The following is a 26,913-nucleotide window of genomic DNA, read 5'->3' on the forward strand; positions in this document are numbered from 1 at the left end:
GGAATCGCCGTGCGCTAGCGACAGCAGCGCACTTCACAATCCATTGACCGACGGTCAGTCGAATACTTATGATGCCGCCACTCACTTCCCTTTCCCCCCTCCGGGAGTTTTCTCATGCAGCGTTATCGCCGCCCGGCGCTGGTGGCCGCCGCCTACCTCGGCACCTTCCTCGCGACACTGGACATCAGCATCGTCAACGTTGCCCTGCCGACCTTGCAGCACGCGCTGAACACCGACCTTGCCGGGTTGCAGTGGGTGGTCAATGCCTACGCCATTTGCCTGTCGGCCTTCATGCTGTCGGCCGGCCCCCTGGGCGATCGCTACGGTCACAAGCGCTGCTGGCTGATCGGCGTGGGGTTGTTCAGCATTGGTTCGGCCCTCTGCGCCTGGGCCGGCGACCTGTCGCAATTGCTGGCCGGGCGCGCGGTGCAAGGGCTGGCCGGGGCGCTACTGATCCCCGGGGCGATGCCGATTCTCAGCCATGCCTTCCCCGACCCGAAGCAGCGCGCCCACGTAATTGGCGGCTGGTCGGCGTTCACTGCCATGGCCCTGATCCTGGGGCCGCTGGCGGGTGGCGTGCTGCTGGACTCGCTGGGCTGGCCGAGCATTTTCCTGATCAACCTGCCGCTCGGCTTGCTGGCCATCGTCCTGGGTGCCTGGGGCATCAGCGAACGCAAACACCCCGAGCACGCAGCGCTCGACCCGGCCGGCCAGGTGCTCAGCGTGCTGTGGCTGGGGGCGTTGACCTATGGCCTGATCGTCGCCGGCGATGAGGGCTTCGGCGGGCCCACAGCCCTCACGGCCCTGCTCCTGGCGGGTGTGATGCTGGTGCTGTTCGTGCGGGTGGAGCGCCGGGTCAAACGCCCGCTGGTGCCAGTGCAACTGCTGCGCCAGGGCCCGTTTGCCGTGGCCAACCTGGCCTCGTTCGTGCTGGGGTTCTCCAGCTACAGCAGCCTGTTTTTCTTTTCGATTTTCCTGCAGCAGATCCAGGGCTGGTCGGCCTCGGAAACCGGGATGCGCATGCTCCCGCAATTTATCGTCACCGGTTGTGTGTCGATGCTTTTCGGCCGCCTGGCGGGGCGCCTGCCGGTGCCGCAATTGATGATCATCGGCTATGGCCTGATCGGCCTGTCGATGTGTGCCATGAGCTGCTTCGACGCCCACACGCCCTATGGGTGGGTGGGTTCGCTGTTTGCGGTATTGGGCCTGGGCATGGGCCTGGCGGTCCCGGCGACCGGGCTCAGCGTGATGGCCACGGCGCCAGCGGAACGCGCGGGGATCGCCTCGGCCACCATGAACGCCCTGCGCCAGACCGGAATGAGCGTGGGCATTGCCCTGCTGGGCAGCCTGATGAGCGCCCAGGCGGTACGCCGGCTCAGTGAGTCGGCCCAGGCCAACGGCTTTAGCGACGCCTTGCCGATGGCCCGGGCAGCGGTCAACCAGCACTATTTCCCCAGCCATTCCAAGTTGTTTGCCGAGCTCTACAGCAGCGCCATGAGCAGCGGATTTCGCCTGGCCATGCTGCTCGCCGGTATCAGCAGCCTGATCGCCATGGGCTTGCTGCTGCACACCCACCGCCGCCAAGAACGACGTCCAACCTCCCCGTAGCCGCTGGCCCATTCAGCGCAACCTCCAGGTCAAAACCGGCAGCAGAAAGTCTGTGATTTAAACCACACAGCCACCGAGCGAAAGCTACCCTTGCAGGGCAACGCAACGAATCAGGACGATTCACCACAACAAGAATCCACACGAGGTCATGGATGCTGCCTGCCTTTGATCAATACGACTACATCGTGGTCGGTGCCGGCCCTGCCGGCTGCTTGCTGGCCAATCGCCTGTCGGCCAACCCGCAACACCGGGTCCTGCTGCTGGAAGCCGGTGGGCGCGATAACTACGCCTGGATCCATATCCCCGTCGGTTATCTGTTTTGCATCGGCAATCCGCGCACCGACTGGTGCTACAAGACCGAGGCCGAACCCGGCCTGCAAGGGCCGCTCCCTGAGCTACCCGCGGGGCAAGGTGCTGGGCGGCTGTTCATCGATCAACGGCATGATTTACATGCGTGGCCAGGCCGGCGACTACGATGGCTGGGCCGCCGACGGCAACCCAGGGTGGAGCTGGCAGGAGGTGCTGCCGCTGTTCAAGAAGAGCGAAAACCACTTCGCCGGGGACAGCGCCCTTGCATGGGGCCAGCGGTGAGTGGCGGGTCGAACGCCAGCGCCTGTCGTGGCCGATACTCGACGCCTTTCGCGACGCCGCCGAGCAAAGCGGCATTCCTCGCATCGATGATTTCAACGGCGGCGACAATCAGGGCTGCGGCTACTTCCAGGTCAACCAGAAAGCCGGGGTGCGCTGGAACGCCGCCAAGGCCTTTCTGCGCCCCGATCCGCCAGCGCCCCAACCTCACCGTGCTCACCGACATCGAGGTGGAACGGGTGCTGCTGGAAGACGGCCGCGCCAGTGGCGGTCCGGGCCCGATGCCAAGGCCGGCTGCACAACTTCAAGGCGCGCCGCGAGATCATCCTCTGCGCCGGTTCAATCGGTTCGCCGTGCATTCTCCAGCGCTCGGGCATTGGCCCCGCGCCGCTTCTGCAACGCCTGGGCCTGGGGGTGGCCCACGAGTTGCCCGGGGTCGGCGCCAACCTGCAGGACCACCTGCAACTGCGGCTGATCTACAAACTGGAAAACGCCCGCACCCTGAACCAAATCGCCGGCACGCTGTGGGGCAAGCTGGGCATGGGCCTGCGCTACCTGTACGACCGCAGTGGCCCGCTGTCCATGGCCCCGAGCCAGCTTGGCGCGTTTGCCCGCTCCGGGCCGGAACAGACCTCGGCCAACCTCGAATACCACGTGCAACCGCTGTCCCTCGAACGCTTCGGCGAACCGCTGCATGCCTTCCCGGCGTTCACCGCCTCGGTCTGCGACCTGCGCCCGCAGAGTCGCGGCCAGGTGGCAATCAGCTCCCTCGAGGCCGGCGCGGCCCCCGTGATCCAGCCCAATTACCTGAGCCATCCGCACGACCTGCGAGTGGCCGCCGACGCCATCCGCCTGACCCGGCGCATCGTCGCCGCCCCGGCCCTGGCCAGCGTTCAAGCCCAGCGAATACCTGCCCGGCGCCGAGCTGCACAGCCAGGAGCAACTGCAGGAAGCTGCGGCGCGCATCGGCACCACCATCTTCCATCCGGTGGGCACCTGCCGCATGGGCCAGGATCGCCAGGCGGTGGTGGATGCCGAACTACGGGTGCATGGCATCCCGGGGCTGCGCGTCGCCGATGCCTCGATCATGCCGCGCATCACCTCGGGCAACACCTGTTCACCCACCCTGATGATTGCCGAAAAAGCCGCCGAACTGATTCTGTCCCCGGCCACCCGCAATATCAGCCAACAGCCGCAACTTGCCTGACCCGTGACAGCGGCTGGCCGGCGCGCACGACCCGCAGCATGGAGCCCGGGCCGTGGAACAAATCGCCGGCACGCCGGCTCCTACCAAGAAGCTGTGACGCGCTAACCACGCCGATCCTGACATTGGCAGTGGAACAACAACAATAATCACTGTGAGGGACACCTGTATGTCAGACCACGCTCAGCCCCTGAACCCGCCCCTGGCCGACGCCACCGGCAAAGGCAGCCGCAAAGTCATCTTCGCCTCGTCCCTGGGGACGGTATTCGAGTGGTACGACTTTTTCCTGTATGGCGCCCTGGCGGCGGTCATCAGCAAGCAGTTCTTCGCCGGGGTCAACGACACCACGGCCTTTATCTTCGCGCTCATGGCGTTTGCCGCCGGCTTCGTGGTGCGCCCGTTCGGCGCGCTGGTGTTCGGTCGCCTGGGGGACATGATCGGGCGCAAATACACCTTTCTGGTGACCATCATCCTCATGGGGGTGGCGACCTTTGCCGTGGGCCTGCTCCCGACCTATTCGAGCATCGGCATCGCCGCGCCGATCATCCTGGTGCTGCTGCGCATGCTCCAGGGCCTGGCACTGGGCGGTGAGTACGGCGGCGCCGCGACCTACGTCGCCGAGCACGCGCCGGCCGGCAAGCGCGGCTTTCACACCAGCTGGATTCAGTCCACCGCGACCCTCGGCCTGTTGCTGTCGCTGCTGGTGGTGCTGGGTTGCCGCTACTTCACCGGCGATCAGTTCGAAGTCTGGGGCTGGCGCCTGCCCTTCCTGCTGTCGATCGTGCTGCTGGGGATCTCCACCTGGATCCGCATGAGCCTGCACGAGTCGCCGGCTTTCCTGAGAATGAAAGAGCAAGGCCGCGCCAGCAAGGCGCCGATCCGCGAATCCTTCGGCAAATGGGAAAACCTCAAGGTGGTGCTGATCGCCCTGTTCAGCATCAATGCCGGGCAAGCGGTGACCTTCTACGCCGCGCAGTTCTACGTGCTGTTCTTCCTCACCCAGTTCCTCAAGATGGACCCGGCCCTGGCCAATATGCTGTTGATCATCAGCGTGGTGATCGGCGCGCCGTTCTTTATCTTTTTCGGCTGGCTGTCGGACAAGGTCGGACGCAAGCCGGTGCTGATGGTCGGCCTGTTGCTGGCCACTGCGCTGTACTTTCCGATCTTCAAATCCCTGGCGCACTACGCCAACCCGGCCATCGACCAGGCCAGCCGCCAGGCACCGATCAGCGTGATCGCCGATCCGGCCACCTGCACCTTCCAGTTCGACCCGGTGGGCAAGGCCAAATTCGACAGCCCGTGCGACAAGGTCAAGACCTTCCTGGTCAAGCAGGGCCTGCCCTACAGCAGCGTCGCCGCCCCGGCCGGGAGCCCGGTGCAGGTCAGCGTCGGTGAGTTGAAGCTCGACGGTTTCGACGAAGCGGCCCTGCGCGGCGCGGTGACCCTGGCCGGCTACCCGCAACAGGCTGACGCCCAGAACGTCAACAAAACCATGGTGGTGGTGCTGATCGTGGCCCTGATCCTGATCGCGGCCATGTGCTACGGACCGCTGGCGGCGCTGATGGTCGAGCTGTTCCCGACCCGCATTCGCTACACCTCCATGTCCCTGCCCTATCACATCGGCAACGGCTGGTTCGGCGGCTTCCTGCCCACCGTGTCCTTTGCCCTGGTGGTCTACACCGGCGATATTTTCTACGGCCTGTGGTACCCGGTGCTGGTCACCGGGGTCAGCCTGGTGGTCGGGCTGATCTGCCTGCGGGAAACCAGGGATGTCGATATCGATAACAACTGAAGCCGACCCGCGCCAGGCGCTGTAACGGCCTGGCGCGGCATGCCTGTCCACGCCCGCCCCCTTGAACAATCCCGCCAGTTGCGCCACTGTCAGCGCACTTTTTGGCCGATGGATCGCCTGCATGCCGTTTATTCTCCCTGCTGTCCTTGGACTGGTGCTGCTGGCGATGCTCTGGCGGCGCCAGAAAGCCCTGACTGCGCTGCGCCGCGAAGCCTATATCCGCAGTTTCACCTTGCCGCCCAGGTTGTTCGAACCGCTGCGCGCGCAGCACCCGCACCTGGACCTCAAGCACTGCCAGCTGGTGGCCCAGGGCTTGCGCCAGTTCTTCATGGCCTACCTCAAGAGCGGCCAGCGCTATGTGTCGATGCCGTCCCAGGTGGTCGACGATCTGTGGCATGAGTTCATCCTTCACACCCGGGACTATCAGGAGTTCTGCGACAAGGCTTTCGGCCAGTTCCTGCATCACACGCCGGCGGCGGCGCTGGGCCAGGGCGCCGAGAAAAAAAGCGACATCGGTTTGCGCCGCTGCTGGTGGTTCGCCTGCCACGACGAGAACATCAACCCGAGCAAGGCCACGCGCCTGCCGTTGTTGTTCGCCCTCGATACCAAGCTGAAAATCGCCAACGGCTTTCACTACGTGGTCGATTGCCAGTCGCTGCAGCGCGTGACCGAGAGCGGCACCCAGACCACGGTTGTGCATTGCGGCAGCGAGCTGTACAGCTCCAGCAGCGACAGCGATTCCGGCTCCAGCTTCGGCAGTGACGACTCCCGATTCGACGGCGACTCCGGCAGCAGTGACGGCGGAGGCGACAGCGGTGGTTGCGGCGGGGGCGGTTGCGGGGGCGGCGGCGGTGATTGAGCAACGACCGCTTCAGCTTGATGAACGAGCACCCGACGTGGCACGCGCTACGCTTTGAGAGTCCATCTGCGTTCAAGGAATCTTGCGATGAAAAAAATCCTTTCCCTCGTCACCTTGTTGCTTGTCGCCGGTGGCGCCCATGCCGAAGGCGTTCCGGCATTCAACGTCGACTGCCCGGGCAATCTGGCGGTCAGCGCCGACCAGGGCGGGCCGGTGTTGATCAATGGCAAGGAAGCCAAGACCCGTGCCGTCAACGAGCGCTTTTTTGAAGCCAAGGCGGCGGACGTGACGATTTCCATCAGCCTCTCCGACGATGATTCGGTGATCGTGAGCTACACCGGCAAGCACGGCGCCAACGGCATCTGCACCTCGGTCGATGACTGAGCCCTTCCCCTCCACACCTGAACAGATGAGTGATCGATGGATATTGCTGGCATCCCTTTTGGCACCACCGACTGGTCCGATATCGAGCCTACCGAACACCGTGGCGAGACCGGCTGCGCCTATTGGCGCACCCGACAGTTTGGCGCGATCCGAGTGCGCATGATCGAGTACAGCGCGGGCTACCTCGCCGATCACTGGTGCTCCAAGGGCCATATCCTGTTTTGCCTGGAGGGCGAGTTACACACTGAACTGGAGGACGGCCGGCAGTTCGTACTCGGCCCGGGCATGAGCTACCAGGTGGCCGACAACGCCGAACCCCATCGCTCGTTCACCGCGCTCGGCGCCAAGCTGTTCGTGGTCGACTGAGGCCTAGAACAGCCCCAACTGCCCGCCGATCAGGGTGCTGAAATCATCCTGCACAAAGGGCAGGATCGCATCCGCCACCGGCTGCAATTGCCGGGTCACGTAGTGGTCGTAATCGATGGCGGCCTGGCGATTTTCCAGGGGCTCGGGGCCGGCCAGGGTGATCACGTAGCTGATCGAACCACCGTTCTGGTACTGCCGTGGACGGCCGTGCAGGTCGTTGTATTCATCCGCCAGGCGTGCGGCCCGCACATGGGGCGGAACGTTGCGTTCGTAGTCGTCGAGACGGCGACGCAGGCGCTTGCGATAGATCAGTTGCTGATCCAGCTCGCCGGCCAGGGTACGCCGCACATAGTCGCGCACATAATCCTGATACGGCTGGCGGTGGAAGATCCGCTGGTAGAGCTCCTTCTGGAACTCCTGGGCCAGGGGCGACCAGTCGGTGCGCACGGTTTCCAGGCCCTTGTACACCATCTCCTCGCGCCCATCGGCGTGCAGCACCAGGCCGGCGTAGCGCTTCTTGCTGCCCTCCTCGGCCCCGCGGATGGTCGGCATCAGAAAGCGACTGAAGTGGGTTTCGAACTGCAACTCCAGGGCACTTTCCAGCTCGTACTCGTCACGCAGGTGATCGCGCCACCATTGGTTGACCTGCTGCACCAGGCCGCGGCCGATGCGCGTCGCGTCCTCCTCGGCATGGGCGTGACCGAGCCAGACAAAGGTCGAGTCGGTGTCACCGTAGATCACGGTGTGGCCCTGGGCTTCGATCAGTTCGCGGGTGCGGCGCATGATCTCGTGGCCGCGCAAGGTGATCGAAGACGCCAGGCGCGGATCGAAAAACCGGCAACCGCTGGAGCCGAGCACACCGTAGAAGGCGTTCATGATGATTTTCAGCGCCTGGGACAACGGCTGGTTGTGCTCGCGCTTGGCCTGCTCGCGGCCTTCGGAAACCCGGGTGACGATGGACGGCAGGCAATGCCTTGAACGGGAGAACCGCGCGCCGCGAAAACCTGGCACCGACTCGCTGCCCCCGGGATGACGCAAGCCGTCCACCAGGCCCACCGGGTCGATCAGGAAACTGCGGATGATCGACGGGTACAGGCTCTTGTAGTCCAGCACCAGCACCGACTCATAGAGCCCCGGCCGCGAGTCCATGACAAAGCCGCCGGGGCTGGCCTCCGGCGGGCGCTCGCCGAGGTTCGGCGCCACAAACCCCTGGCGGTGCATCAGCGGCATGTACAGATGGGTAAAGGCGGCGACCGAGCCGCCATTGCGGTCGGCAGGCAAGCCGGTGACGGTGGCGCGCTCCAGGAGAAAGGTCAGCAGTTCGGTCTTGGCGAAAATCCGCGTCACCAACTCGCAGTCCTTGAGGTTGTAGCGGGCCAGGGCCGGTTTGTCCTCGGCGAACATGCGGTTGATTTCATCCATGCGCTGGTAGGGCGTGGAAATCGCCTTGCCCTCGCCGAGCAGGGTCTGGGCCACGTTCTCCAGGCTGAAGGACGGAAAACTCCAGGTGGCCGAGCGCAGGGCCTCGATCCCATCGATGATCAAGCGCCCCGCCGCCGAAGCGAAGTAATGGGTACGGGTGCCGTGCTCGCGCCATTGCATCTCCTCGCCCCCACGCCCCAGGCGCAGCGGCACCGCCAGGCGCCGGGCATGTTCGTGCAGCACCCGCAGGTCGAATTGCACCAGGTTCCAGCCGATGATCGCGTCCGGGTCGTGCCGGGCCAGCCACTGGTTGAGCCGCTCGAGCAATTGCACGCGGTTGTCGCAGAACTCAAGGTCGAAATCCACGGCGCTGTCGCTGTCCGTGGCACGCCCGAGCATGTACACCTGGCGCTGGCCACAGCCTTCGAGGGCGATGGAATACAGCTCGCCCTGCTCGCTGGTCTCGATGTCCAGGGACACCAGCTTCAGCGTCGGCCGGTAGTGCGGGGCGGGTTTCATCTGCGCCTCGAGCAACAGGCCATTGGCGTCCGCCTGGCCGCCGAACCAGACCGGCGCCGTAATGAAGCGCTCCATCAGGTAGCGCTCCGGCGGACGGATATCAGCCTCGAACACATCGACACCGGCACGCCGCAGGGTCTTGTCGAGACGAATCAACTGATTGTGCTGCGGGCAATACAGGCCGAGCACCGGACGGTGCTGGAAGTCGCACAGCTCCAGGGGGCGCAACTCGACATCGGGGTCATCGACCAGCAGGCGCTGGGCCTGCTCACGCTGCTGCGCGGCAATAAACGCCACGGAATTCTGCACGGGCAGGCGGATCTGTCGGGGACCGTTGTCGGTCGCCAACCAGAAGTCGACTTGCGTGCCTGCCGGCGTGTCACGCCAGTGCCGGGTCAGGACGAAGCCCTGCTGTAAATCCACCGCTGCAACCTCGAGAAGACGTTTTCAAGGGCGCGATTCTACCTGTCATCGCCTGCGATAGCCCGCGCCGGTGATGGCATTCCAGCTTTGTCGGACAATATGTAGTGCTCTAAAATTTTCACTACAAAACCGTTGACGACGGGAATTTGCCCTTGCATGATGCAGACGTCTCCCCGATCGGGAGACGCGGCAAAGGTGTTATGAGCAAGCTCGTCTGACCGCCGAGCTGTGACCCGGATGTGTACTGCCCACAAGGCAGATTGATGAAACTGACCTGGCATGAACGTCCAGTACAAGGACGAGACGCTAGCGAGAACTCTTCAAGATGCTTGTGGCCGATGGCGGAAATATCGGCAGCTTCATCCAGGTTTGCGCTGCTTCTCCTCGTTGTGACGCTATTGCGTAGCAGTTAATCAAGGCAACTACACGCATCAGGCTCTGGGCCTTATCTGTATCCGACAGACACCCTCTGTCGCCCTGTTTCCGGTATCAGGGTTCAACTTACCGACGTAGCAACATGAATTAGCGACTCAACTAGATAGATCGATAAATGGTCAAGGGGCTTATAAAATGAATCTGAACAACCAACCCACTATTGATGAACTGGCTCACCTCTTTGCTAAGCAGAAAGACAGCCTGGACAGCCATATTCTGTGGATAGCCAAGTCAGGTCAGGTGCATATCGACTGCCTGTCGCCCCACACCCATGAACAAGAGTTCGACCAGCACCAACAGGACCTGGCGGCCCGCCTGAAGATGTACCGTCGCGGCCAGGGTTATGTCGGCAAGAAAGCTGCAGCAGACAAAGACTTCATCGGGCAGGTCCTTGAAACCCTGAAGACTGAATGGCAATCGCTGCAGAACAAGTCGGAAGTTCGGGTTATCGATCGTTTCTGTTAAGTACAACTATCGAGCCTTTTCAGGCTGATATGACAAGGGGCCACTCGGTAAATGAGTGGCCCCTTTTTTAATGGTTTGATTGTATTTTCAAGCGCGTATTGAAGTTGCAGTCGTCACCTCGCCATCAACAGCGTTATCCGCTGCATCCACCGCCCAACACCACATAAACCCACCTCGGCTTTGCTGAAAAATTCCCGGGCTGTTCGCTCGGTGCCTGCTGGACTTGGTCACGACCTTGCCTGCCAACGCATAGGGCTCATTTCCCCACAGAATGGAAAGCTCGCCATGCAACGTTTTTCCCTCAATACCCTGACTCTCGCCCTGACCCTGGCCACCGCGTGCGGCACCTTGAACGCCGCACCGCTGTTGGACCCCAGCCCACAGCTCGCGCCAGCCGCCGCCCATGCGAACCCGGCCAACAGCTGGCTGGAGATCGACCAGGCCGCCTTCGAAGGCAATATCGCCGAACTCCAGCAGCGTCTCGCCGGCCGTAGCCAGCTGTGCGCGGTGATGAAAGCCGATGCCTATGGCACCGGCATCGCGTTATTGATCCCCTCGGCGATTCGCATGGGGGTGTCCTGCATCGGCATCGCCAGCAACGAAGAGGCCAGGATCGCGCGGGCCCAGGGTTTTACCGGGCGCCTGATGCGCTTGCGCAGCGCCACCCTGGAAGAGATGGAAGGCGCCCTGAGCTACAACCTCGAAGAACTGGTGGGCAACCTGGAGGTGGCGCGGCAAATGAATGCCCTGGCCAATCGGCACGGGGCAAAACTGTCGGTGCACCTGGCCCTGAACTCGGCCGGCATGAGCCGCAACGGCCTGGAAATGAGCACGATCGAGGGCAAGCGCCAGGCTGTGGCCATGACCCGGCTGGACCGGCTTCAGGTGGTGGGCATCATGACCCACTTCCCGGTCGAGGAGCGGCAGGACGTGCTGCACGGCCTGGCGCTGTTCAAGGAGCAGTCGGCCTGGTTGATCGAGCACGCCCAACTGGACCGCAGCCGCCTGACCCTGCATTGCGCCAATACCTTCACCACCCTTGAAGTGCCCGAGGGCTGGCTCGACATGGTGCGCCCGGGCGCTGCGCTGTATGGCTACCCGGTGGGCGGCCATGAGGAATTCCAGCGGGTCATGCAGTTCAAGTCGCGGGTGGCGGCGCTCAACCCCTATCCGGCCGGCAGCACCATCAGCTACGACCGGACCTACACCCTGAGCAAGGACTCGCAGATCGCCAACATCCCGGTCGGTTACTCGGACGGCTATCGCCGAGGTTTTTCCAACAAGGCCTCGGTGCTGATCCATGGCCAGCGCGCGCCGGTGATCGGCAAGGTCACCATGAATACCCTGATGGTCGATGTCAGTGCCATCAAGGGCGTCCGCCCCGGCGACGAAGTGGTGCTGTACGGCAAGCAGGGCGATGCGGAAATCACCCAGGGCGAATTGGAGACCATCAACGGCGCCCTGCTGGCCGACCTGTACACGGTCTGGGGCAACTCCAACCCGAAAATCCTCAAAGGACGCTAGGCGAGCCACGTCCTCGCAGCCCCTGCAGAGCACCTTGATCCCCAGGGATTGCCAGGGCGTGAACACGTTGCAGCCGACTCACCCTCAGCCCACGGGCCGCGCTTGCAGCCAGTGGCTGAACAAGCGGGTCACGCGGGGCATGAACACATACACCACCAACAGCACGATGCTCAGGGTGATCAGCACGTTGGCCTGCACATAACCACCCAGCCACGGCCACCAGGCGAACAGCGGCTTCCACAGCAGCGGCACAAGGAAGCTCAGCGGCAGGATCACCAGGAAGGTGACACAGGCCTGCTTCCAGCGCGGTGGCGGAGTCGGCGCATTGGATTCAGGCGGGGTGAACCAGAACTCGCGTTCGGCGTTGATCTCGGTCTGGTCACCATCGGCCAGCAACGGCTGAGCCTGCTGCACCAGGTCGCGGCGATCGTCGGAGTCCAGCCACTGCTGCAACTGCCCGGTACTGGCAAAGCGCAGCACACTGGTGAACAGCGCCAGCCCGGCGTGGTGTCCGCGCACCACATCAATGCCCAGGTGGCCCGGGTAGCTGCGGGCCTTGGCGATGATCTGGCGCAGCCAGGTTTCGTACTCCTGGTCGCGGCCCTGCTTGATCCGGTGCCGCACCAGCAGCGTGACCACGCCATCGGCAAGTTCGATATCCATGAAAGTCTCCAGCGGTAGGTGACACTGCACACGCGTTCGGGCGCCACCTGGGCGCCCGTTGCGGCCTGGCCTTACTTGACCTGACGCTGCGGTGCGCCGTGGACCATGGTGTAGGCGTAGTCCACGCCCATGCCGTAGGCACCGCTGTGTTCCAGCACCAGGCCCATGACCGCGTCGTAGGTTTCCTTGTGCGCCCAGTCGCGCTGGTATTCGAGCAGCACTTGCTGCCAGGTCACCGGCACCGCGCCGGCCTGAATCATGCGCTGCACCGACATGTCGTGGGCTTCCTTGGTGGTACCGCCGGAAGCGTCGGTGACGATGTACACCTCATAGCCTTCGGCCAGGGCTTCCAGGGCCGGGAAGTTCAGGCAGACCTCGGTCCACAGCGCGGCCATGATCAGTTTCTTGCGCCCGGTGGCCTTCACCGCCTCGACCAGCGCCTTGTCTTCCCAGGAGTTCATCGAAGTACGCTCGATCGGCTGCTGGTCCGGGAACACCGCCAGCAGTTCCGGCCAGATGTAGCCGCTGAAGCTCTGGGTTTCCACCGAGGTGAGGATGGTCGGCACGTTGAAGATTTTCGCCGCCTTGGCCAGGGCCACGGTGTTGTTCTTCAGGGTCTGGCGATCGATCGATTGCACGCCGAAGGACATCTGCGGCTGGTGGTCGATCAGGATCAGGGTGGAGTTGGACGGGTTGAGCAATTCACGAATGGACATGGCGCGTTCCTTTTGATGTCGATGTGTTCGGTTCGATGAGTGAGCCGCGGCGTGCGTCGTGGAAGACTGTTTGCTGCCGGCTTGGTGGCTAATTTAGGCGCTCGACAAAAAAGGGACAATCCCACAAAATCTAGAATCATTGATTCTAAATAAGGGACAATCATGGACCGCATCGAATGCATGCGCGCCTTTGTCGTCACCGTCGGTGAAAACGGCTTCGCCGCTGCCGCCCGGGCGATGGACGTACCGCGCTCGAAAGTCAGCAAGCAGATCCAGGCGCTGGAAGACGCCATCGGCGTGCAGCTGTTGCAGCGCACCACCCGCAGCCTGCACCTGACCGAAGCCGGCGCCGAGTACTACGACGCGGCACGGGAAGTCCTGGCCTCGCTGGATGAGGCCGAGCAGCGTGCCCGCGACGGCATCGGCGAATTGCGCGGCGTGCTGCGGGTCAACGCGCCGATGTCGTTTGGCTTGCGCCGGCTCGGGCGCCTGGTGCCGCTGTTCCATCAATTGCACCCGAACATCGAACTGCAACTGGTGCTCAGCGACCAACAGGTGGACCCGGTACGTGGTGGTTTCGATGTGACCATCCGCATCGCCAGCCTGCCGGACTCTTCGATGGTTGCGCGGCTGCTGGCACCGGCGCCGAGGATCATGGTCGCCGCGCCGGCCTACCTGGCCCGCGCCGGCGTCCCCCAGGTGCCCCGCGACCTCAGCCAGCACCAGTGCCTGAACTATGGCTACCTGCAAAGCGGCGTCAGCCTGCAACTGAGCAACGGCAAAGACACCCAGCGCGTGACCGTGACCGGCCCGTTGCACGCCAATAACGGCGACCTGCTGGCCCAGGCCGCCGAGGCCGGGATGGGCATTGCCCTGTTGCCCAACTTTATCGTCGAGGACGCCCTGGCCGCCGGACGCCTGGTGCCCGTGCTGTGCGAATGGCAGGCACCGCCGATCACCATCAACGCGGTCTACCCCTCGGCGCGCCGGGTGCCGCAAAAGACCCGGGCCTTTATTGATTTCCTGGTGGAGCAACTCGCGGAAAAACAGCCGGCGCCCTGACCGACAATGAAATTCCTGTCGGCAGCGAACGGCCTCCTACACTGAACAAATAGCCCTCGCGAAACAGGAGCGCCGTGATGAAAATCTCCCCCAGGCTGGCTGTTTTCACTGTGCTCGGGACCCTGGTGTACCTGGGGTTGGCGATCATCGGCAGGGGCGGGTTTGCTGCATTCTTCGCCCACCCGGCGTTGTGGGTGTTGGTGCTGGCCACCCTGGCGATGACTGGCGCGACGTTTTTCAGCGAGGGCAACCTCAGCTCCGGCGAACGCGAAGACACCGGCAACCGCTGGGTGCTGCCCGCCTTTGCCGTGATCGGCCTGCTGCAGGCGTTCGTTCCCGCCTACAGCGACCGGCTGCACCTGTGGACATTCAATGAAGGCGATGTGCGCTGGGTGGGCGTGGTGCTGTTCGTCGCCGGCGGCGTCCTGCGGCTGTGGCCGGTGTTTGTGCTGGGCAAGCGCTTCAGCGGCCTGGTGGCGATCCAGCCCGGGCATCAGTTGGTGACCACCGGCCTGTACGCCACCCTGCGCAACCCCAGTTACCTCGGGCTGCTGATCAACTCCATCGGCTGGGCCCTGGCGTTTCGCTCCAGCCTCGGCCTGCTGCTGACCGCGCTGATGCTGGTGCCCCTGGTGGCCCGCATCCATGCCGAAGAGGCGCTGCTACGCCAGACATTCGGCAAGCGCTACAGCGCTTATTGCGCCCACACCTGGCGCCTGATTCCCTGGGTCTATTGAACGCCCCCGGCGCACCGGCAAGCCGGATATTTCACCCGCGCCCCCTTGGCAGCGCGGCCCGGCCCCGGTAAAACGGTGTGCCTGTGTTCAGCATTCCCCGACCTGAACCGACCACGAGACGCCCCGGCTGATGCAGCCCTGCCCCCTGCGAGACGCACCGCAAACCTTCGTGCAACTGGCCCCGCCCAGTGGTCGCAGCGTGGGCGTCGGGCTCGGCATCAAGAGTCGCCTGCTGATCAACCTGCCCATGGCCCTGTGCCGCTCCCGCCTGCGTCATTCCTCGCGCCCTCCGGATCGTCCGCAACACGCCTGATCGCCCTCCCGCGCCTCCTGCCCGGCAGTTCCCGTGACCCATTGGTCACGGCCGACGCCGATTGTCGCGGACAGCGCCTCAGGCCTGATTCGGCGGCCGGTCCCCCTTGGGCACCGGTCGATTCCCTGTATTGCCGAGGATCACCCATGACTGCTATCCAGAACCCGCTGGCCGCCAGCCAGCGTTGCCCGTCCTACTACAGCGCCACCCTGAATGACCCTACCGCCTACCCCACCCTGCAAGGCCAGGTCGCGGTGGATGTGGTCATCATCGGCGGCGGTTTCACCGGTGTGGCCAGCGCCGTGGAGCTAGCGGAAAGAGGCCTGAAGGTCGCCATCGTCGAAAGCCACCGGATCGGCTGGGGCGCCAGCGGACGCAACGGCGGCCAGGTCACCGGCAGCCTTTCGGGCGACCAGGCAATGCGCAAACAGATGCGCGCCAGACTCGGCGCCGAGGTCGACGATTTCATCTGGCACCTGCGCTGGCGCGGGCACCAGATCATCCAGCAGCGGGTGGACAAATACGTCATCGCCTGCGACCTCAAGCACGGTCACCTGCACGCCGCCTACAAGCCCAGCCACCTGCCCGAACTGCGGGCCGATCACGAGGAAGCCGTGCGCCGCGGGCTGGGTGACCAGGTCAGCCTGCTGGACCGCGAGCAAGTGCGCAGCCTGCTTGGCAGCGAGCTGTACCACGGCGCATTGAAGAACACCCGCAACATGCACCTGCACCCGCTGAACCTGTGCCTGGGCGAGGCGCGCGCGGCCCACAGCCTGGGGGCGCTGATTTTCGAACACAGCCCGGTGCTGGAAATCATCCACGGCGCCCAGTCGGCGGTGGTCACCGCCCAGGGTCGGATCAACGCCAAGCAGGTGCTGCTGGCCGGCGACGTCTACCACAGGCTGGAGCCGGGCCAGCTCAAGGGCAAGATCTTCCCCGCCATGGGCGGCATCGTCACCACCGAGCCCCTGGGCGACCTGGCGCGACGCCTGAATCCCGAAGACCTGGCGGTGTACGACTGCCGCTTCGTCCTCGACTACTACCGCATGACCGCCGACGGGCGCCTGCTGTTCGGCGGCGGCGCCAACTACAGCGGCAAGGACTCGCGGGACATCGCCGGCGAACTGCGCCCCTGCATCGAGCGCACCTTCCCGGCGCTCAAGGGCGTGGCCATCGATTTCCAGTGGAGCTGCGCCATGGGCATCGTGATCAACCGCATCCCGCAGCTGGGCAAGCTCTCGGACAACGTCTGGTACTGCCAGGGCTACTCCGGGCACGGCATCGCCACCAGCCACATCATGGGCGAGATCATGGCCCAGGCGATCACCGGGCACCTGGAGCACTACGACACCTTCGCCGCCTGCCGCCACATCCGCGTGCCCTTCGGCGACCAGTTGGGCAACCCGATGCTGGCCGCCGGCATGTGGTACTACCAGATGCTCGAACGCCTGCGCTGACGGCGCGCGACACCCAGGGCCGGAGTCAGCAAGCCGGGATCTCAGACGCTGCTTGATGACTCGCCCTGTTTTTCAGTAGGCTGCGCCCCGTCAAAGGCATGGATCGCCCCCACTGACGGGAGGTTCAGGCGCCCCCTTCAACCCGCACCCGCCACTGGCCGGTGCCAATCGAGTTTCCCCGTGACCCGAACCCTGGACCCGGCAACCATCGAGCGCATCAATCAACACCTGATGCGGACCAGAAGGGGTGACGCGCTGGGCGCCTGGTTCAACTTGATCGTTTACCTGCCGCCCTGCCTGTTCGGTATTTACCTGATCGACGGACCGCTGTTTGCCAAGGTAATCCTGGGTGGTTTTATCTGTTTCCTGGCCGTCGCCTGGTGCCTGGTCAAACGCACGAACAATCAACAGCGGCCAGCCAGTGATGTCAGCGGCATCGAGGTGCAGCAACTAGAGGGTTACTTTGACTGCCAGAGGGTCCGTACCAGCACAGGGCTCGGTTACAAGTACAGCTTCGGCAACTACACCCTGCACGTGCTGAGCTTGGCCGGGAGTTTTTTCAGCGGCGACGAGCAGTTGAAACTCAACCGCCGCTACCGGGTCGATGCGCTGTATCTCACCGAACCGATCGCCTACGAAAGCGGCTACTACCTGCTGCGGGAAACCTTTCAGGAAATCACCGACGACAGCGACCTTTCAGCCGAACAGAAAGCCCAGGTCGCCGAGCGTGAAACGCGCATCAACCAACAACTCGACGCCCAATACAAGCGCCTGTACCGCATCTACCAGAACCCTCAGGGCGAATTGGAAGCCATAGGCGAAGGTTTCAACTTTGCGGCGTTTTTTCTCGGCGTGTTGTGGTCGTTCTCCGCACGCCTCGACAGAGCCACCTGGATTGGCCTGGCGGCACTGGGCCTGGCCCTGTTTGCCGCGTGGGCTGACGACAACTACCACTGGTTAACCCTCTGCCTGTTTATCATCGCCGCCGTCTTTGGCGCGTGCGGCAACCTGTGGCGAGAAAAACAGGCCCGGGACAAAGGGTGTGTCGAGGTCGACAGCGTGCTGTCCTGCAACCCGGATCAGGCCAAGGTCGCTTATAAACGCAAGATCGAAGAGGCCCAGTGGCACCTTCCCGAAGAGAGCCCACAAAAGCCCGAGGCGTGCACCCCATGAGCAGCCCCGCGCCCCGAACCCTGGACCCGGCAACCATCGAGCGCATCAATAAGCAACTGCTGCGCAGCAATTACAGTGATGTGGGGAGCGTCTGGGTGGTGTCGACCATCGTCCTGATCCCCTGCCTGATCCTTTTATCGCTGATGGACGGGCCACTGTTTGCCAAGGTCATCCTCATGGCATTTCTCTGCGCCCTGGCCGGCGCCTGGTACCTGGTCAAGCGGGCGCAAGCCGAGGAGCGGCCGGTGCCTGATGTCAGTGGCCTCGAGGTGCAGCAATTGGAGGGTTATTTTGACTGGCAGCTCGCACGTCTCGGCGGCAAGCCCATTTTCAAATACAACTTCGGGCCCCATCGCCTGCATACAGAGACCTCGGCCGGGAGTTTCTTCCATGGCGACGAGCAGTTGAAACTCAACCGCCGGTATCGGGTCGATGCGGTGTTTATCACCGGCCCGAACTGGTTCGACACCGGCTACTACCTGCTGCGGGAAACCTTCCAGGAAATCACCGACGACAGCGATCTTTCAGCCAAGGAGAAAGGGCTGGTCGCCGCGCGTGAAAAACGCCTCGACAGCATGCTCGAGGCTCAATACAAGCGCCTCCACCGTATCTATCAAAACCCCCAGGGCGAACTGGAGGCGATTGGCGACGGCGTCAACTTCGCGGCGGGCCTGTTTGGCGTGTTCTGGTTGTTTTTCGTCGGTCTCTACGGCCTCGCCTGCATTGCCCTGCTGGTGCTGGGCGTGGCCCTGTTCGCGGTGATAGCTGCCCCTGACAGCCACTGGTTTGCCTTCGGGGTGCTCGGCATCGCCGTCATCTTTGGCGCGTGTGGCAACCTGTGCCGAAAAATCCAGGTACGGCGCAAAGGGTTTGTCGAAGTCGACAGCATCGTCTCCTGCGACCCGGATGAGGCCAAGGTCGCCTACAAGCGCAAGATCGAAGAGGCCCAGTGGCACACGCCCGTCCACAACCCTGAAGGAAATTCGCCATGACCGTATCGACTTACCACGGCGGTTGCCTGTGTGGGCACATCCGGTTCCAGGCCCAGGGGCCTGCCGAAAACCCGCACACCTGCTCCTGCAAATACTGCCAGCGGCACACCGGTTCGCTGACCGCGTCCTGGGTCGAGTTCCCCCGTGAGCGTGTAAGCTGGACCGGACCGGGCGGCGCGCCCTCCGCCTTCAGGTCATCGGACTATTCGAGCCGGGCTTTCTGCGCGAACTGCGGCAGTTCCCTGGGGGCGATCGACGATGCACCGACCATCGCCCTGCTGCTGGGCTGCTTCGATGACAACCAGCACCCGGCGCTGATGCCGACGGCTCATTCCTACAGCGATGAGCGGCCCACCTGGTGGCACCTCGGGGACAGGCCATGAGCGAAACCGGCCTGGAACCCACAGAAAAAATCGCCTCGCTGATCTGGACCTGGTACGGCCAGGACGAGTGGCGAACAATCATTCTGGTGGGCGAACTGGCGCCGACCCTGGTGTTTTTGAGCAGCGATGCCGACGCCCAGCAGCAAGACATCGGCTGTTGCGCCGAATGCAACCTGTGGTCGCACTTCCTCGAATACCTCGACACCTTTGTGCAACGCTTTCCCGAGCACCTGCAGCCGCAGTTGTGCCGGCTGCTGCGCAGGTTATTGAGCGCCTGCGAAGCCTTGAGCCCGGCCGCCTACGGCACCCTCGAGAGCAATGGCTTCGAAGACCCGCAATGGGCGCCCTTGCGCGAAATGGCCAGCGAAGCGCTCGAGCAGATGGGCTGGCCGGAGCTGGCCGAACACCTGCCCGCCCTGACCGACGACTGCCGCGCCGCCCTGCGCAAATGGCCGGACTGAAACGCACCTTTTGATCGCCGGAGCCTGACATGAGCACACCCCAAGAACGCCTCTTCGCCCTGGCCCTGTACCACATGCGCCAGCAGCTGTCGCACAAGTTCGGCGCCTGCACCGACGGCGACCTGGGGGTCAGCCTCGCCGCCAACCTGGCGTACGCCCTGCACAACAACGCGCTGGATGTACTCGAAGGCCGGGCCTTCGATATCGAACAGGCGCTGGCAAGAATCGAAGGCATCGACCGCCTCCTCGGCACCCGCGACTGCCGCCAACTGGCCGAGCAGATCCGCGCCGACCTCGCCGCCCAAAAAACCGACACCCCGTAACCGCTGCGTAACCGCTGCCGCCAGGCTGCGCTGGCCCTCGAGGACGCCGTGGGGTGTCAGATGCATGAGGCGGTATTAGCCTGCGGCAGCCGCTACAAACCGCTGTTCGGCGTGCGGGGTAGTTCGCGTTTGTGGGCGGTGTTGCGGTAGGCGGTCTCGATAAGGTTGCGGCTGGGCTCGGTCACCGGGCGCCCCATCAGGTAGGCATCGATCTCCTCGTAAGTGCAGCCGTAGGCCTGCTCATCGAGTTTGCCGGGGGCCAGTTCCTCGAGGTCGGCGGTCGGCGCCTTGCACACCAGTTGCGCAGGCGCGCCGAGGGCATCGGCCAGCAACCGGACCTGGGTCTTGGTCAGGCCGGACAGCGGCGCCAGGTCACAGGCACCGTCGCCGAACTTGGTGAAGAACCCCATCAACGCCTCGGCCCCATGGTCAGTCCCCACCACCAGGCCCTGGCTGAAGTTGGCGATGGCGTACTGCGCCAGCATCCGTGCCCGGGCCTTGACGTTGCCCTTGGCGAAATCCGTCAGCTCGGCACTGGGGCGCAAGCCCTCGATCTGAATGCTTGCCATCAGCCCATCGACGCAAGCCGCAATGTTGCTGGTGGTGATCAGGTCCGGCTGGATAAAGTCCAGGGACGCCTGGGCATCGCGCTCATCGGCCTGGGTCTTGTACGGCAGGCGCACCGCGATGAACCGAGCCTCTGCGCCCTCCTCACGCAGCTGTTCCACCGCCAGTTGGCACAGGCGCCCGGCGGTCAGCGAGTCCACCCCGCCGCTGATGCCCAGCACCAGCGCCTTGCAGCCGGAGCCGCGCAACACCGACTTGATAAACGCCACTCGGCGGCTGATTTCTCCCTGCTCGCCGCCCGCCACCAGTTGCCGATCGATGCCCAGTTCCAGGGCAATCCTGTCTTGCAATTGCGTGCTCATATCCAGCTCCCGTTACTGATTGTTCAGGTCAACATTGAACACCTGCGCCGCATAGCGCAGGAACGACACGTCCTCACAGACGTTCTTGATCGGGTCATCGGAGAACTTCACCACCGGCTCGCCGTGTACCCTTACCAGCTTCATCACGATGCTCAAAGGCTCGACGCCATCGACGTCGCAGGCCAGGCTGGTGCCCATGCCGAAACCGAACCTGGCCTTGCCCCGCACGTGACGCAGGATCGGCAGGCATTTCTCGAAGTTCAGGCCGTCGGAGAACATCAGGTCCTTGGTCCGGGCGTCGATACCCAGCTCTGCATAGCGCCCCAGCACCTTGTCGGCCCAGACGATGGGGTCGCCCGAATCCTGGCGCAAACCGTCGTACAGCTTGGCGAAGTACAGGTCGAAATCCTTGAGGAAAAAGTCGGTGCTGATGCAGTCGGTCAAGGCAATCCCCAGGCGACCGCGGTACTCGTGCACCCAGTTCTCCAGCGCCGCATTCTGGCTTTCGCGCAAGCGGCCCAGTTGCTGGTGCACCATCAGCCATTGGTGAGCCATGGTGCCAATCAGCGGCAGGTCGAACTCATAGGCCAGGTGCGCGTTGCTGGTGCCGACGAACACCCCGGGGAAGTCGCTGCGCATCACATTGACCACTTCGCGCTGGGCCCGGAACGACAGGCGCCGACGGGTCGAGAAATCCGAAACCCGCAATTCGGCGAGCTCTTCGCGGCTGGCGTTTTTTTCCAGCCATTCGAATTTCTGATACAGCTTGCGGGTGACATCGGCCAGCTCCACGTCCGGGTATTTGTCCCGGTTGCGCAGCTCGCTGACCATCGCCAGCACCGGCTGTTCGAACATGATGCAGTGCAGCATCGGCCCGCGAACCCGGATATTCAGCTGGCCGTCGACCTCCGAGACATGGATGTAGCGCAGGTTGAAGCGAAACAGGCCGAGGAACTGTTCGAAGTCCGGCGTCAGGTACTCGCGAAAACGCTTGTTGAACAGAAAGCGTTGCTCACCTTCGCGCATCTGCAGGCCGGCGAGCTTTTCCAGCTCTTCGCGAATCTCTGGGATCAAGTGCCCGAGCCGCTCCTTGGAGCGCACGATAAACAGGTACTCGACTTCAACATTGGGGTGCTGGTGCAACACCGCCTGCATCATGGTGAAGGTGTAGTAATCAGTGTCCAGCAGACTCTGGATGACACCGTTGCTGCGATCGAATGCACTTTCCATGGTGGTTCCTTATGCGCTTGCCAATTCGGCGGTCTGTTCACGGGTCTCGCCCATCGAGATCCCCGCTTGCTGCATGTCACGGATGGCCTGTTCGGCGCCCGGCTCGCTGATGGCGCGGCAGGCCGGCAAGTGGATGATCACCTTGAACCCGGCGGCGGCCAGTTGCAGGGCGGTGGTCTTGACGCAGAAGTCCAGGGCCAGGCCGCCGACTATCACCTGGGCCACCCCCTGGCTGCGCAGGTACTCGATGACCCCGGTGGACAGCTTGCCGTGCAGGTCGTGGTAGCAGGCGCCGTAAGGGTGCAGGTCCGGTTCCACGCCCTTCCACACGAAGTAGTCGTAGTCGTAGGGCGTCGGCAGCTCGTCCAGCAGGGTGAATCCTTCGGTGCCGGGTACGCAGTGGCTGACCCAGGTGATGTCGGCATGTTCCAGGCCGGTGGGCTGCAGCATCTGCGAGTGCTCGGCCACGACCCACGGTGCTTGCGGGCTGTGGGCATCCTTGCTGCCGACCCGCAGGCTGGCCAGGCTCGCCATGAAGTTCAGCTCGCCGCCGATGCGATCGCCACCGGCTACCGGCAGCTCGTCAGGGCACAACGGGGTGAAGCTCTTTTGCGCATCGACATCGAAGGAAGCGGTTTTCAGGGTTGAAGCGTTCATGGCGGGTCTCTCCTCTGCATGGAACATAAGGTACACGTCATGTACTTTCATATCAACAACTCACGGCAACTATTTTTCATGCCGACCTTTACCAAGCACTATCTAGACAATACGTGCGACAACCTGAGGCATATCCCTTTGCAGAATTCGATGCTAAGGTACACGTCATGTACCAACAGGGAGAGCCCACGATGTATGAGATAGCCCTTTATGGCGGTGCGTTCAATCCACCCCATGCCGGCCACGCCCAAGTCATGATCCAAGCCTCGCGCCAGGCACGCCGGGTGCTGGTGGCGCCCAGCTTCCGCCACCCTTATGGCAAGCGCATGGCCGATTTCGAGCTGCGCATGAATTGGCTGCAAACCATCGTGGCCCATGTGCAAGACCGTTGTGCCGCCGAGGTCAGGGTGAGCCGCATCGAGCAACAGCTGGCGCGCGAGGTTGAAGGCGCGATCTACAGCTACACCCTGCTCGATCGCCTGGCCGCCGGCCTCGACATTCCCGACCAGCAGATCGCGCTGGTGGTGGGCGAAGACGTGCAGGCCCTGCTGCCCAGCTTCTATCGCGGCGCCGAATTGCTGCAGCGGTTTTCCGTGCTCTGCGTCGAGGAACAGATCGGCGTGCGCAGCACCGCCATGCGTGAACGCCTGGCCCAGGGTGAAAGCCTGCCCAGCCACTGGATGGCACCGGGCATGGATCCGCTAAACTACGGCCTCTACGCCGCCCACGGGAACTGACATGCAAGACCGCACCGCCAAACAAAGCGCCTACCTGCACACCATCGACCTGTGTGTACTGCGCTACTGCCGGGACACCCAGGCGCTGGAAATCCTCCTCAACAAACGTGACGGCGAACCCTTCGCCGGGCACTGGGCCCTGCCCGGGATCGTGGTCAACGGCGACGTCGTCGACCTGAGTCTGGAGGACGCCGTGGAACGCCTGCGCGCCTCGAGCAAAGTCGACATGCCCCTGGCCTGGATCGAACAGGTCGGCACTGTGGGGGACGCCTTTCGCGACCCCCGCTGCTGGTCGTCCTCGACCTTTTACCTGGCCATCGTCAGCGACCCGGTGCCGCTGGCCGAGCATCAGGTATTCCAGCCCCTGAACGAGGTCGCCAGCGCCAGCTTCAAACTGCCATTCGACCACAACCGCCTGGTGGCCGCGGTGCACGAACGCCTGCTGTCGAAGTCGCTCTACAGCAGCCTGCCGCTGATGTTTCTCGGCAACGAGTTCAGCGCCCCGGAAGCGGTGAGCATCTTTTCCCTGGTGCTGGCCCGCCCGGTGCTGAAAACCAGCATCCGCCAACGCTTGCTGAAGATGGGCGAAGCCGGCCACCTGGCAGAAACCGGACGCAAGAAAAGCGGCGACGGTGGCCGCCCGCAAGCCACCCTGGCCAACCTCAAGCCTGCCCAGCTGTACCTTTTTGATCGCTGCTTTCTGGAGTAATACCGCGCATGAAGCCCGCTGACGAAACCCTGCTGCAAACCCCGTATTTCAAGGTCGTGCGTGAGAACGGCTACTTCATCATCAAGGAGCCCCAGGCGGTAAATGGCGTGGTCACCGTACCGACCCTGGCCGATGGCCGCCTGATGCTGGCCCACCTCAAGCGCCGGGCCATCGGCGGCATGTCCCTGGAGTTTCCCCGGGGCGCCATCGACGCGGGTGAAAGCCCGCGTGACGCCGCCGTCCGCGAACTGCTGGAAGAAACCGGCTGGCAGGCCCGAGAGGTCAAGGACCTGGGCCTGCTGCACAGCAACACCTCGCTGATCGCCAGTGCGGTCGCGGTGTGCCAGGTGTTGATCGACGACCAGACGGCCGGCGACACCGACGGCGAAGTGGATGAGTTGCTGTGGGTGACCCGCCAGGAGCTGATGCGCCTGATTGCCGGCGGCAAGATCACCGACGGCCATACCCTGTCGGCGGCCATGCTGCTGCTCGCCAGCGAGTCGGCCTAGGAACCTGTTCACGATCGAGCAAGGGATGTTTGGGGACGCCATCTTGAACGCCCCATGAGCCCTCTGCTGCCGATCGTGAACCGGTGCTAAGGCGCCCGGCCCCACTTCTCCAGGGCAAACTCGACGAAACTGCGCAGCTTGGGCAGCCGGTAGCGGTCCTGGGCGTACAGCAGGTGGGTCGCGCGCCGGGGCAGTTGGTAGCCCTGCAGCACCGCCACCAGCCGCCCCTGCTCCAGATCGTCCTGGACCAGGGCGTCGGGCAGCATCACCACCCCCAGCCCGGCGCGGGCCGCCTGATACAAGCCGGCCGACGAGTTGATCACCAGCGAACCGGACACCGGCACCAGCACCTCGCCCTCGGGCCCGCTCAGCGGCCACTGGCGGGCGGTGGAACTCCACTCATCCCCGGCCGGATAGGCGAATGCCAGGCAATTGTGCTGCTGCAGATCGCCAGGCGTCTGCGGCGTACCACAGCGCCGCAGGTAGTCCGGAGCGGCGCAAATGGTCAGGGTGTAGTCCTGCAGCGGCCGGGCGATCAGCGCCGATGGCTCGAGATTGCCCAGGCGAATCGCCACGTCGAAACCGCTGTCGATCAGATCGTGGCGCTGGTTGGCCAGCACCACGTCGACCTTGACCTGCGGGCAGCGCTGCAAGAACTCGCTGAGGGCCGGCGCCAGGCGCTCGGTGCCGAAGGTCAGTGGCGCGGTAATGCGCAGGATCCCCGCTGGCTCGCCCTGGGCCTGCTCGGCCAGGCGTTCGGAGTCGGCCACCAGCCCCAGCACCGCGAGGCAGCGCTGGTAGTAATCGGCGCCGAACTCGGTGAGGCGCTGGCGGCGTGTGGTGCGGTTGAGCAGGCTGACGCCCAGGCGCTCTTCCAGTGCCCGCACGTGGTTGCCGACCATGGTGGTCGACAGCCCGCACTCATTCGCCGCAGCCGTCATGCTGCCGCTCTCCACCACCTTGACGTACACCGACATCGCCAGGAACACATCCATTATCAAGCCCTGATTGAAGATCATTAAAGACTTAGCGCGTTTATCCAGCACCGGTGGCCAAAGATACTGGAAAACCCCCACCCGAGATGGAGTTTCACCCCATGCCCGCCACCAGCCTGATGCACACCTACCAACCCCAGCCTCTGAGCTTCATCAGAGGGCTGGGCACCCGTCTCTGGGATCAGGCCGGCCGCGAATACCTGGATGCGGTGGCCGGCGTCGCGGTGACCGGTGTCGGCCACTCCCACCCCAAGCTGGTCCAGGCCATCAGCGAACAGGCCGGTTTGCTGCTGCACACCTCCAACCTCTACACCATCGACTGGCAGCAACAACTGGCGCAAAAGCTCACCGCCCTGGCCGGGATGGAGCGTGCGTTCTTCAACAATTCCGGGGCCGAGGCCAATGAAACCGCGCTCAAGCTGGCCCGCCTGCACGCCTGGAACAAAGGCATCCAGCAGCCCCTGGTGGTGGTCATGGAAAACGCCTTCCACGGGCGCACCCTGGGCACCCTGTCAGCCAGCGACGGGCCTGCGGTGCGCCTCGGGTTCGGCTGCCTGCCGGGGGATTTCATCAAGGTGGCGTTTGGCGACATCGTCGCCCTGGAGCACATTGCCAGCGAATACGGGCAACGCATCAGCGCCGTGCTGATGGAGCCGATCCAGGGCGAAAGCGGTGTGCAACTGCCGCCGCCGGGTTACCTCAAGGCGGTCCGCGCCTTGTGCCATCGGCGCGACTGGTTGCTGATGCTGGATGAGATCCAGACCGGTATCGGGCGCACCGGCCACTGGTTCGCCTGCCAGCATGAACAGGTGGTGCCGGATGTGATGACCCTGGCCAAGGGCCTGGGCAACGGCATTCCCATCGGCGCCTGCCTGGCCCGGGGCAAGGCCGCGCAACTGTTCACCCCCGGCAGCCACGGCAGCACCTTTGGCGGCAACCCCCTGGCGTGCCGGGTGGCCTGCACCGTGCTGCAGATCATCGAGGAACAGGATCTGCTGGCCAACGCCCGGTGCCAGGGCGAGCAACTGCTGCAACGCCTGCGCAACGAACTCAGGACCCACCCCGAGGTGCTTCAGGTGCGCGGCCTGGGGCTGATGATCGGCATCGAACTCAAGCGCCCGCAGCCCGACCTGGTGGGGCTCGCGGCCCGCGAACAGGGCCTGCTGATCAATGTCACCCGGGGCCAGACTATCCGTTTGCTGCCGCCCCTGGTGATCGATGCCGACGAGGTGGAGTTGATCGTCCAGGGCCTGTGCCGGGCCCTGGGCCGCGCCTGAG

General features: G+C 63.9%; 28 protein-coding genes and 2 pseudogenes. 23 read left to right on the plus strand and 7 right to left on the minus strand.

Features of this window, described 5'->3' with window-relative positions:
* Positions 1–114 precede the first annotated feature (114 nt).
* From CF161_RS21905 to CF161_RS21930, 8 genes and pseudogenes are all read left to right on the plus strand, one after another.
* Positions 115–1,608, plus strand: a complete 1,494-nt coding sequence (locus CF161_RS21905; RefSeq protein WP_020298799.1) for an MFS transporter — start codon at positions 115–117, stop codon at positions 1,606–1,608.
* Positions 1,609–1,760: 152 nt separating this feature from the next.
* Positions 1,761–1,847, plus strand: a pseudogene (locus tag CF161_RS33725) (hypothetical protein); the annotation flags it as partial.
* A 172-nt stretch (positions 1,848–2,019) separates the two neighbouring features.
* Positions 2,020–2,199 carry a GMC family oxidoreductase N-terminal domain-containing protein gene (locus CF161_RS33730; RefSeq protein WP_371106538.1) on the plus strand — a complete coding sequence of 60 codons (180 nt, stop codon included), beginning with the start codon at positions 2,020–2,022 and terminating at the stop codon, positions 2,197–2,199.
* Positions 2,200–2,460: 261 nt separating this feature from the next.
* Positions 2,461–3,403: pseudogene (locus CF161_RS33735) on the plus strand (GMC family oxidoreductase).
* A 166-nt stretch (positions 3,404–3,569) separates the two neighbouring features.
* Positions 3,570–5,192 carry an MFS transporter gene (locus CF161_RS21915; protein WP_020298800.1) on the plus strand — a complete coding sequence of 541 codons (1,623 nt, stop codon included), beginning with the start codon at positions 3,570–3,572 and terminating at the stop codon, positions 5,190–5,192.
* A gap of 121 nt (positions 5,193–5,313) precedes the next feature.
* Entirely contained in the window at positions 5,314–6,051 is a 738-nt protein-coding gene (locus tag CF161_RS21920) for a hypothetical protein (RefSeq protein WP_020298801.1), read from the plus strand.
* Positions 6,052–6,138: 87 nt separating this feature from the next.
* The gene (locus tag CF161_RS21925) at positions 6,139–6,435 is read left to right on the plus strand and encodes a hypothetical protein (RefSeq protein ID WP_020298802.1); all 297 of its coding nucleotides are present in this window, start codon (positions 6,139–6,141) and stop codon (positions 6,433–6,435) included.
* Between the two features lie 36 nt (positions 6,436–6,471).
* Positions 6,472–6,801: a DHCW motif cupin fold protein gene (locus tag CF161_RS21930; protein ID WP_020298803.1), complete on the plus strand. Its 330-nt coding sequence runs from the start codon at positions 6,472–6,474 to the stop codon at positions 6,799–6,801.
* Positions 6,802–6,804: 3 nt separating this feature from the next.
* Here CF161_RS21930 and CF161_RS21935 read toward each other — a convergent pair whose 3' ends face one another.
* Positions 6,805–9,165 (minus strand): DNA polymerase II, encoded by a 2,361-nt coding sequence (locus CF161_RS21935; RefSeq protein WP_020298804.1) that lies wholly within the window; start codon positions 9,163–9,165, stop codon positions 6,805–6,807.
* Positions 9,166–9,735: 570 nt separating this feature from the next.
* On the opposite strand from CF161_RS21935, the gene CF161_RS21940 reads away from it, so the two are divergent.
* Positions 9,736–10,065: a hypothetical protein gene (locus CF161_RS21940; RefSeq protein ID WP_020298805.1), complete on the plus strand. Its 330-nt coding sequence runs from the start codon at positions 9,736–9,738 to the stop codon at positions 10,063–10,065.
* Positions 10,066–10,350: 285 nt separating this feature from the next.
* The gene (gene alr, locus CF161_RS21945; RefSeq protein WP_020298806.1) at positions 10,351–11,589 is read left to right on the plus strand and encodes an alanine racemase; all 1,239 of its coding nucleotides are present in this window, start codon (positions 10,351–10,353) and stop codon (positions 11,587–11,589) included.
* 84 nt (positions 11,590–11,673) lie between these two features.
* Here alr and CF161_RS21950 read toward each other — a convergent pair whose 3' ends face one another.
* Both CF161_RS21950 and CF161_RS21955 read right to left on the minus strand, forming a co-directional pair.
* Positions 11,674–12,252 (minus strand): antibiotic biosynthesis monooxygenase, encoded by a 579-nt coding sequence (locus CF161_RS21950; protein ID WP_020298807.1) that lies wholly within the window; start codon positions 12,250–12,252, stop codon positions 11,674–11,676.
* A gap of 71 nt (positions 12,253–12,323) precedes the next feature.
* On the minus strand, positions 12,324–12,968 hold the full coding sequence (locus CF161_RS21955; RefSeq protein WP_020298808.1) for a hydrolase: 645 nt from the start codon (positions 12,966–12,968) through the stop codon (positions 12,324–12,326).
* A 162-nt stretch (positions 12,969–13,130) separates the two neighbouring features.
* Between CF161_RS21955 and CF161_RS21960 the strand changes: the two genes are divergently transcribed.
* The 9 genes from CF161_RS21960 to CF161_RS22000 all read left to right on the plus strand — a co-directional run bounded on the left by CF161_RS21960 (position 13,131) and on the right by CF161_RS22000 (position 19,869).
* Positions 13,131–14,030, plus strand: coding sequence for a LysR family transcriptional regulator (locus CF161_RS21960; RefSeq protein ID WP_020298809.1), 900 nt, complete (start codon positions 13,131–13,133; stop codon positions 14,028–14,030).
* A gap of 77 nt (positions 14,031–14,107) precedes the next feature.
* Positions 14,108–14,767 (plus strand): isoprenylcysteine carboxylmethyltransferase family protein, encoded by a 660-nt coding sequence (locus tag CF161_RS21965; RefSeq protein ID WP_020298810.1) that lies wholly within the window; start codon positions 14,108–14,110, stop codon positions 14,765–14,767.
* A 130-nt stretch (positions 14,768–14,897) separates the two neighbouring features.
* Positions 14,898–15,080, plus strand: coding sequence for a hypothetical protein (locus tag CF161_RS21970; RefSeq protein ID WP_020298811.1), 183 nt, complete (start codon positions 14,898–14,900; stop codon positions 15,078–15,080).
* 146 nt (positions 15,081–15,226) lie between these two features.
* Entirely contained in the window at positions 15,227–16,537 is a 1,311-nt protein-coding gene (locus CF161_RS21975; protein ID WP_020298812.1) for an FAD-binding oxidoreductase, read from the plus strand.
* Positions 16,538–16,717: 180 nt separating this feature from the next.
* Positions 16,718–17,710: a hypothetical protein gene (locus CF161_RS21980; RefSeq protein ID WP_020298813.1), complete on the plus strand. Its 993-nt coding sequence runs from the start codon at positions 16,718–16,720 to the stop codon at positions 17,708–17,710.
* Positions 17,707–18,702, plus strand: a complete 996-nt coding sequence (locus CF161_RS21985) for a DUF2628 domain-containing protein (protein WP_020298814.1) — start codon at positions 17,707–17,709, stop codon at positions 18,700–18,702. Before CF161_RS21980 ends, CF161_RS21985 begins: the two co-directional genes overlap by 4 nt.
* Positions 18,699–19,085, plus strand: coding sequence for a GFA family protein (locus tag CF161_RS21990; RefSeq protein WP_020298815.1), 387 nt, complete (start codon positions 18,699–18,701; stop codon positions 19,083–19,085). The genes CF161_RS21985 and CF161_RS21990 overlap by 4 nt, the downstream gene beginning before the upstream one ends.
* Positions 19,082–19,546, plus strand: a complete 465-nt coding sequence (locus tag CF161_RS21995; RefSeq protein ID WP_020298816.1) for a hypothetical protein — start codon at positions 19,082–19,084, stop codon at positions 19,544–19,546. Before CF161_RS21990 ends, CF161_RS21995 begins: the two co-directional genes overlap by 4 nt.
* Positions 19,547–19,575: 29 nt before the next feature.
* Entirely contained in the window at positions 19,576–19,869 is a 294-nt protein-coding gene (locus CF161_RS22000) for a hypothetical protein (RefSeq protein WP_020298817.1), read from the plus strand.
* A gap of 92 nt (positions 19,870–19,961) precedes the next feature.
* On the opposite strand, the gene nadE is transcribed toward CF161_RS22000, so the two are convergent.
* The 3 genes from nadE to CF161_RS22015 are packed head-to-tail and all read right to left on the minus strand — an operon-like array spanning position 19,962 to position 22,685.
* Entirely contained in the window at positions 19,962–20,798 is an 837-nt protein-coding gene (nadE, locus tag CF161_RS22005; protein WP_020298818.1) for an ammonia-dependent NAD(+) synthetase, read from the minus strand.
* Between the two features lie 12 nt (positions 20,799–20,810).
* A complete protein-coding gene (gene pncB, locus CF161_RS22010; RefSeq protein ID WP_020298819.1) occupies positions 20,811–22,028 on the minus strand; it encodes a nicotinate phosphoribosyltransferase in 1,218 nt (405 codons plus the stop codon).
* 9 nt (positions 22,029–22,037) lie between these two features.
* The gene (locus CF161_RS22015) at positions 22,038–22,685 is read right to left on the minus strand and encodes a nicotinamidase (RefSeq protein WP_020298820.1); all 648 of its coding nucleotides are present in this window, start codon (positions 22,683–22,685) and stop codon (positions 22,038–22,040) included.
* Between the two features lie 191 nt (positions 22,686–22,876).
* On the opposite strand from CF161_RS22015, the gene CF161_RS22020 reads away from it, so the two are divergent.
* The 3 genes from CF161_RS22020 to CF161_RS22030 are packed head-to-tail and all read left to right on the plus strand — an operon-like array spanning position 22,877 to position 24,640.
* Complete coding sequence (locus tag CF161_RS22020) at positions 22,877–23,422, plus strand: adenylyltransferase/cytidyltransferase family protein (RefSeq protein WP_020298821.1); 546 nt, start codon at positions 22,877–22,879, stop codon at positions 23,420–23,422.
* A 1-nt stretch (position 23,423) separates the two neighbouring features.
* Positions 23,424–24,131, plus strand: coding sequence for an NUDIX hydrolase (locus CF161_RS22025; RefSeq protein WP_020298822.1), 708 nt, complete (start codon positions 23,424–23,426; stop codon positions 24,129–24,131).
* 8 nt (positions 24,132–24,139) lie between these two features.
* Positions 24,140–24,640 carry an NUDIX hydrolase gene (locus CF161_RS22030; RefSeq protein WP_020298823.1) on the plus strand — a complete coding sequence of 167 codons (501 nt, stop codon included), beginning with the start codon at positions 24,140–24,142 and terminating at the stop codon, positions 24,638–24,640.
* Between the two features lie 86 nt (positions 24,641–24,726).
* On the opposite strand, the gene CF161_RS22035 is transcribed toward CF161_RS22030, so the two are convergent.
* Positions 24,727–25,635, minus strand: coding sequence for a LysR family transcriptional regulator (locus tag CF161_RS22035; RefSeq protein ID WP_020298824.1), 909 nt, complete (start codon positions 25,633–25,635; stop codon positions 24,727–24,729).
* A gap of 101 nt (positions 25,636–25,736) precedes the next feature.
* Here CF161_RS22035 and CF161_RS22040 point away from each other — a divergent pair, with 101 nt between their 5' ends.
* Positions 25,737–26,912: an aspartate aminotransferase family protein gene (locus tag CF161_RS22040; protein WP_020298825.1), complete on the plus strand. Its 1,176-nt coding sequence runs from the start codon at positions 25,737–25,739 to the stop codon at positions 26,910–26,912.
* Position 26,913: the final 1 nt, after the last annotated feature.

Source organism: Pseudomonas sp. CF161, assembly GCF_000416215.1.
Lineage (GTDB): Bacteria > Pseudomonadota > Gammaproteobacteria > Pseudomonadales > Pseudomonadaceae > Aquipseudomonas.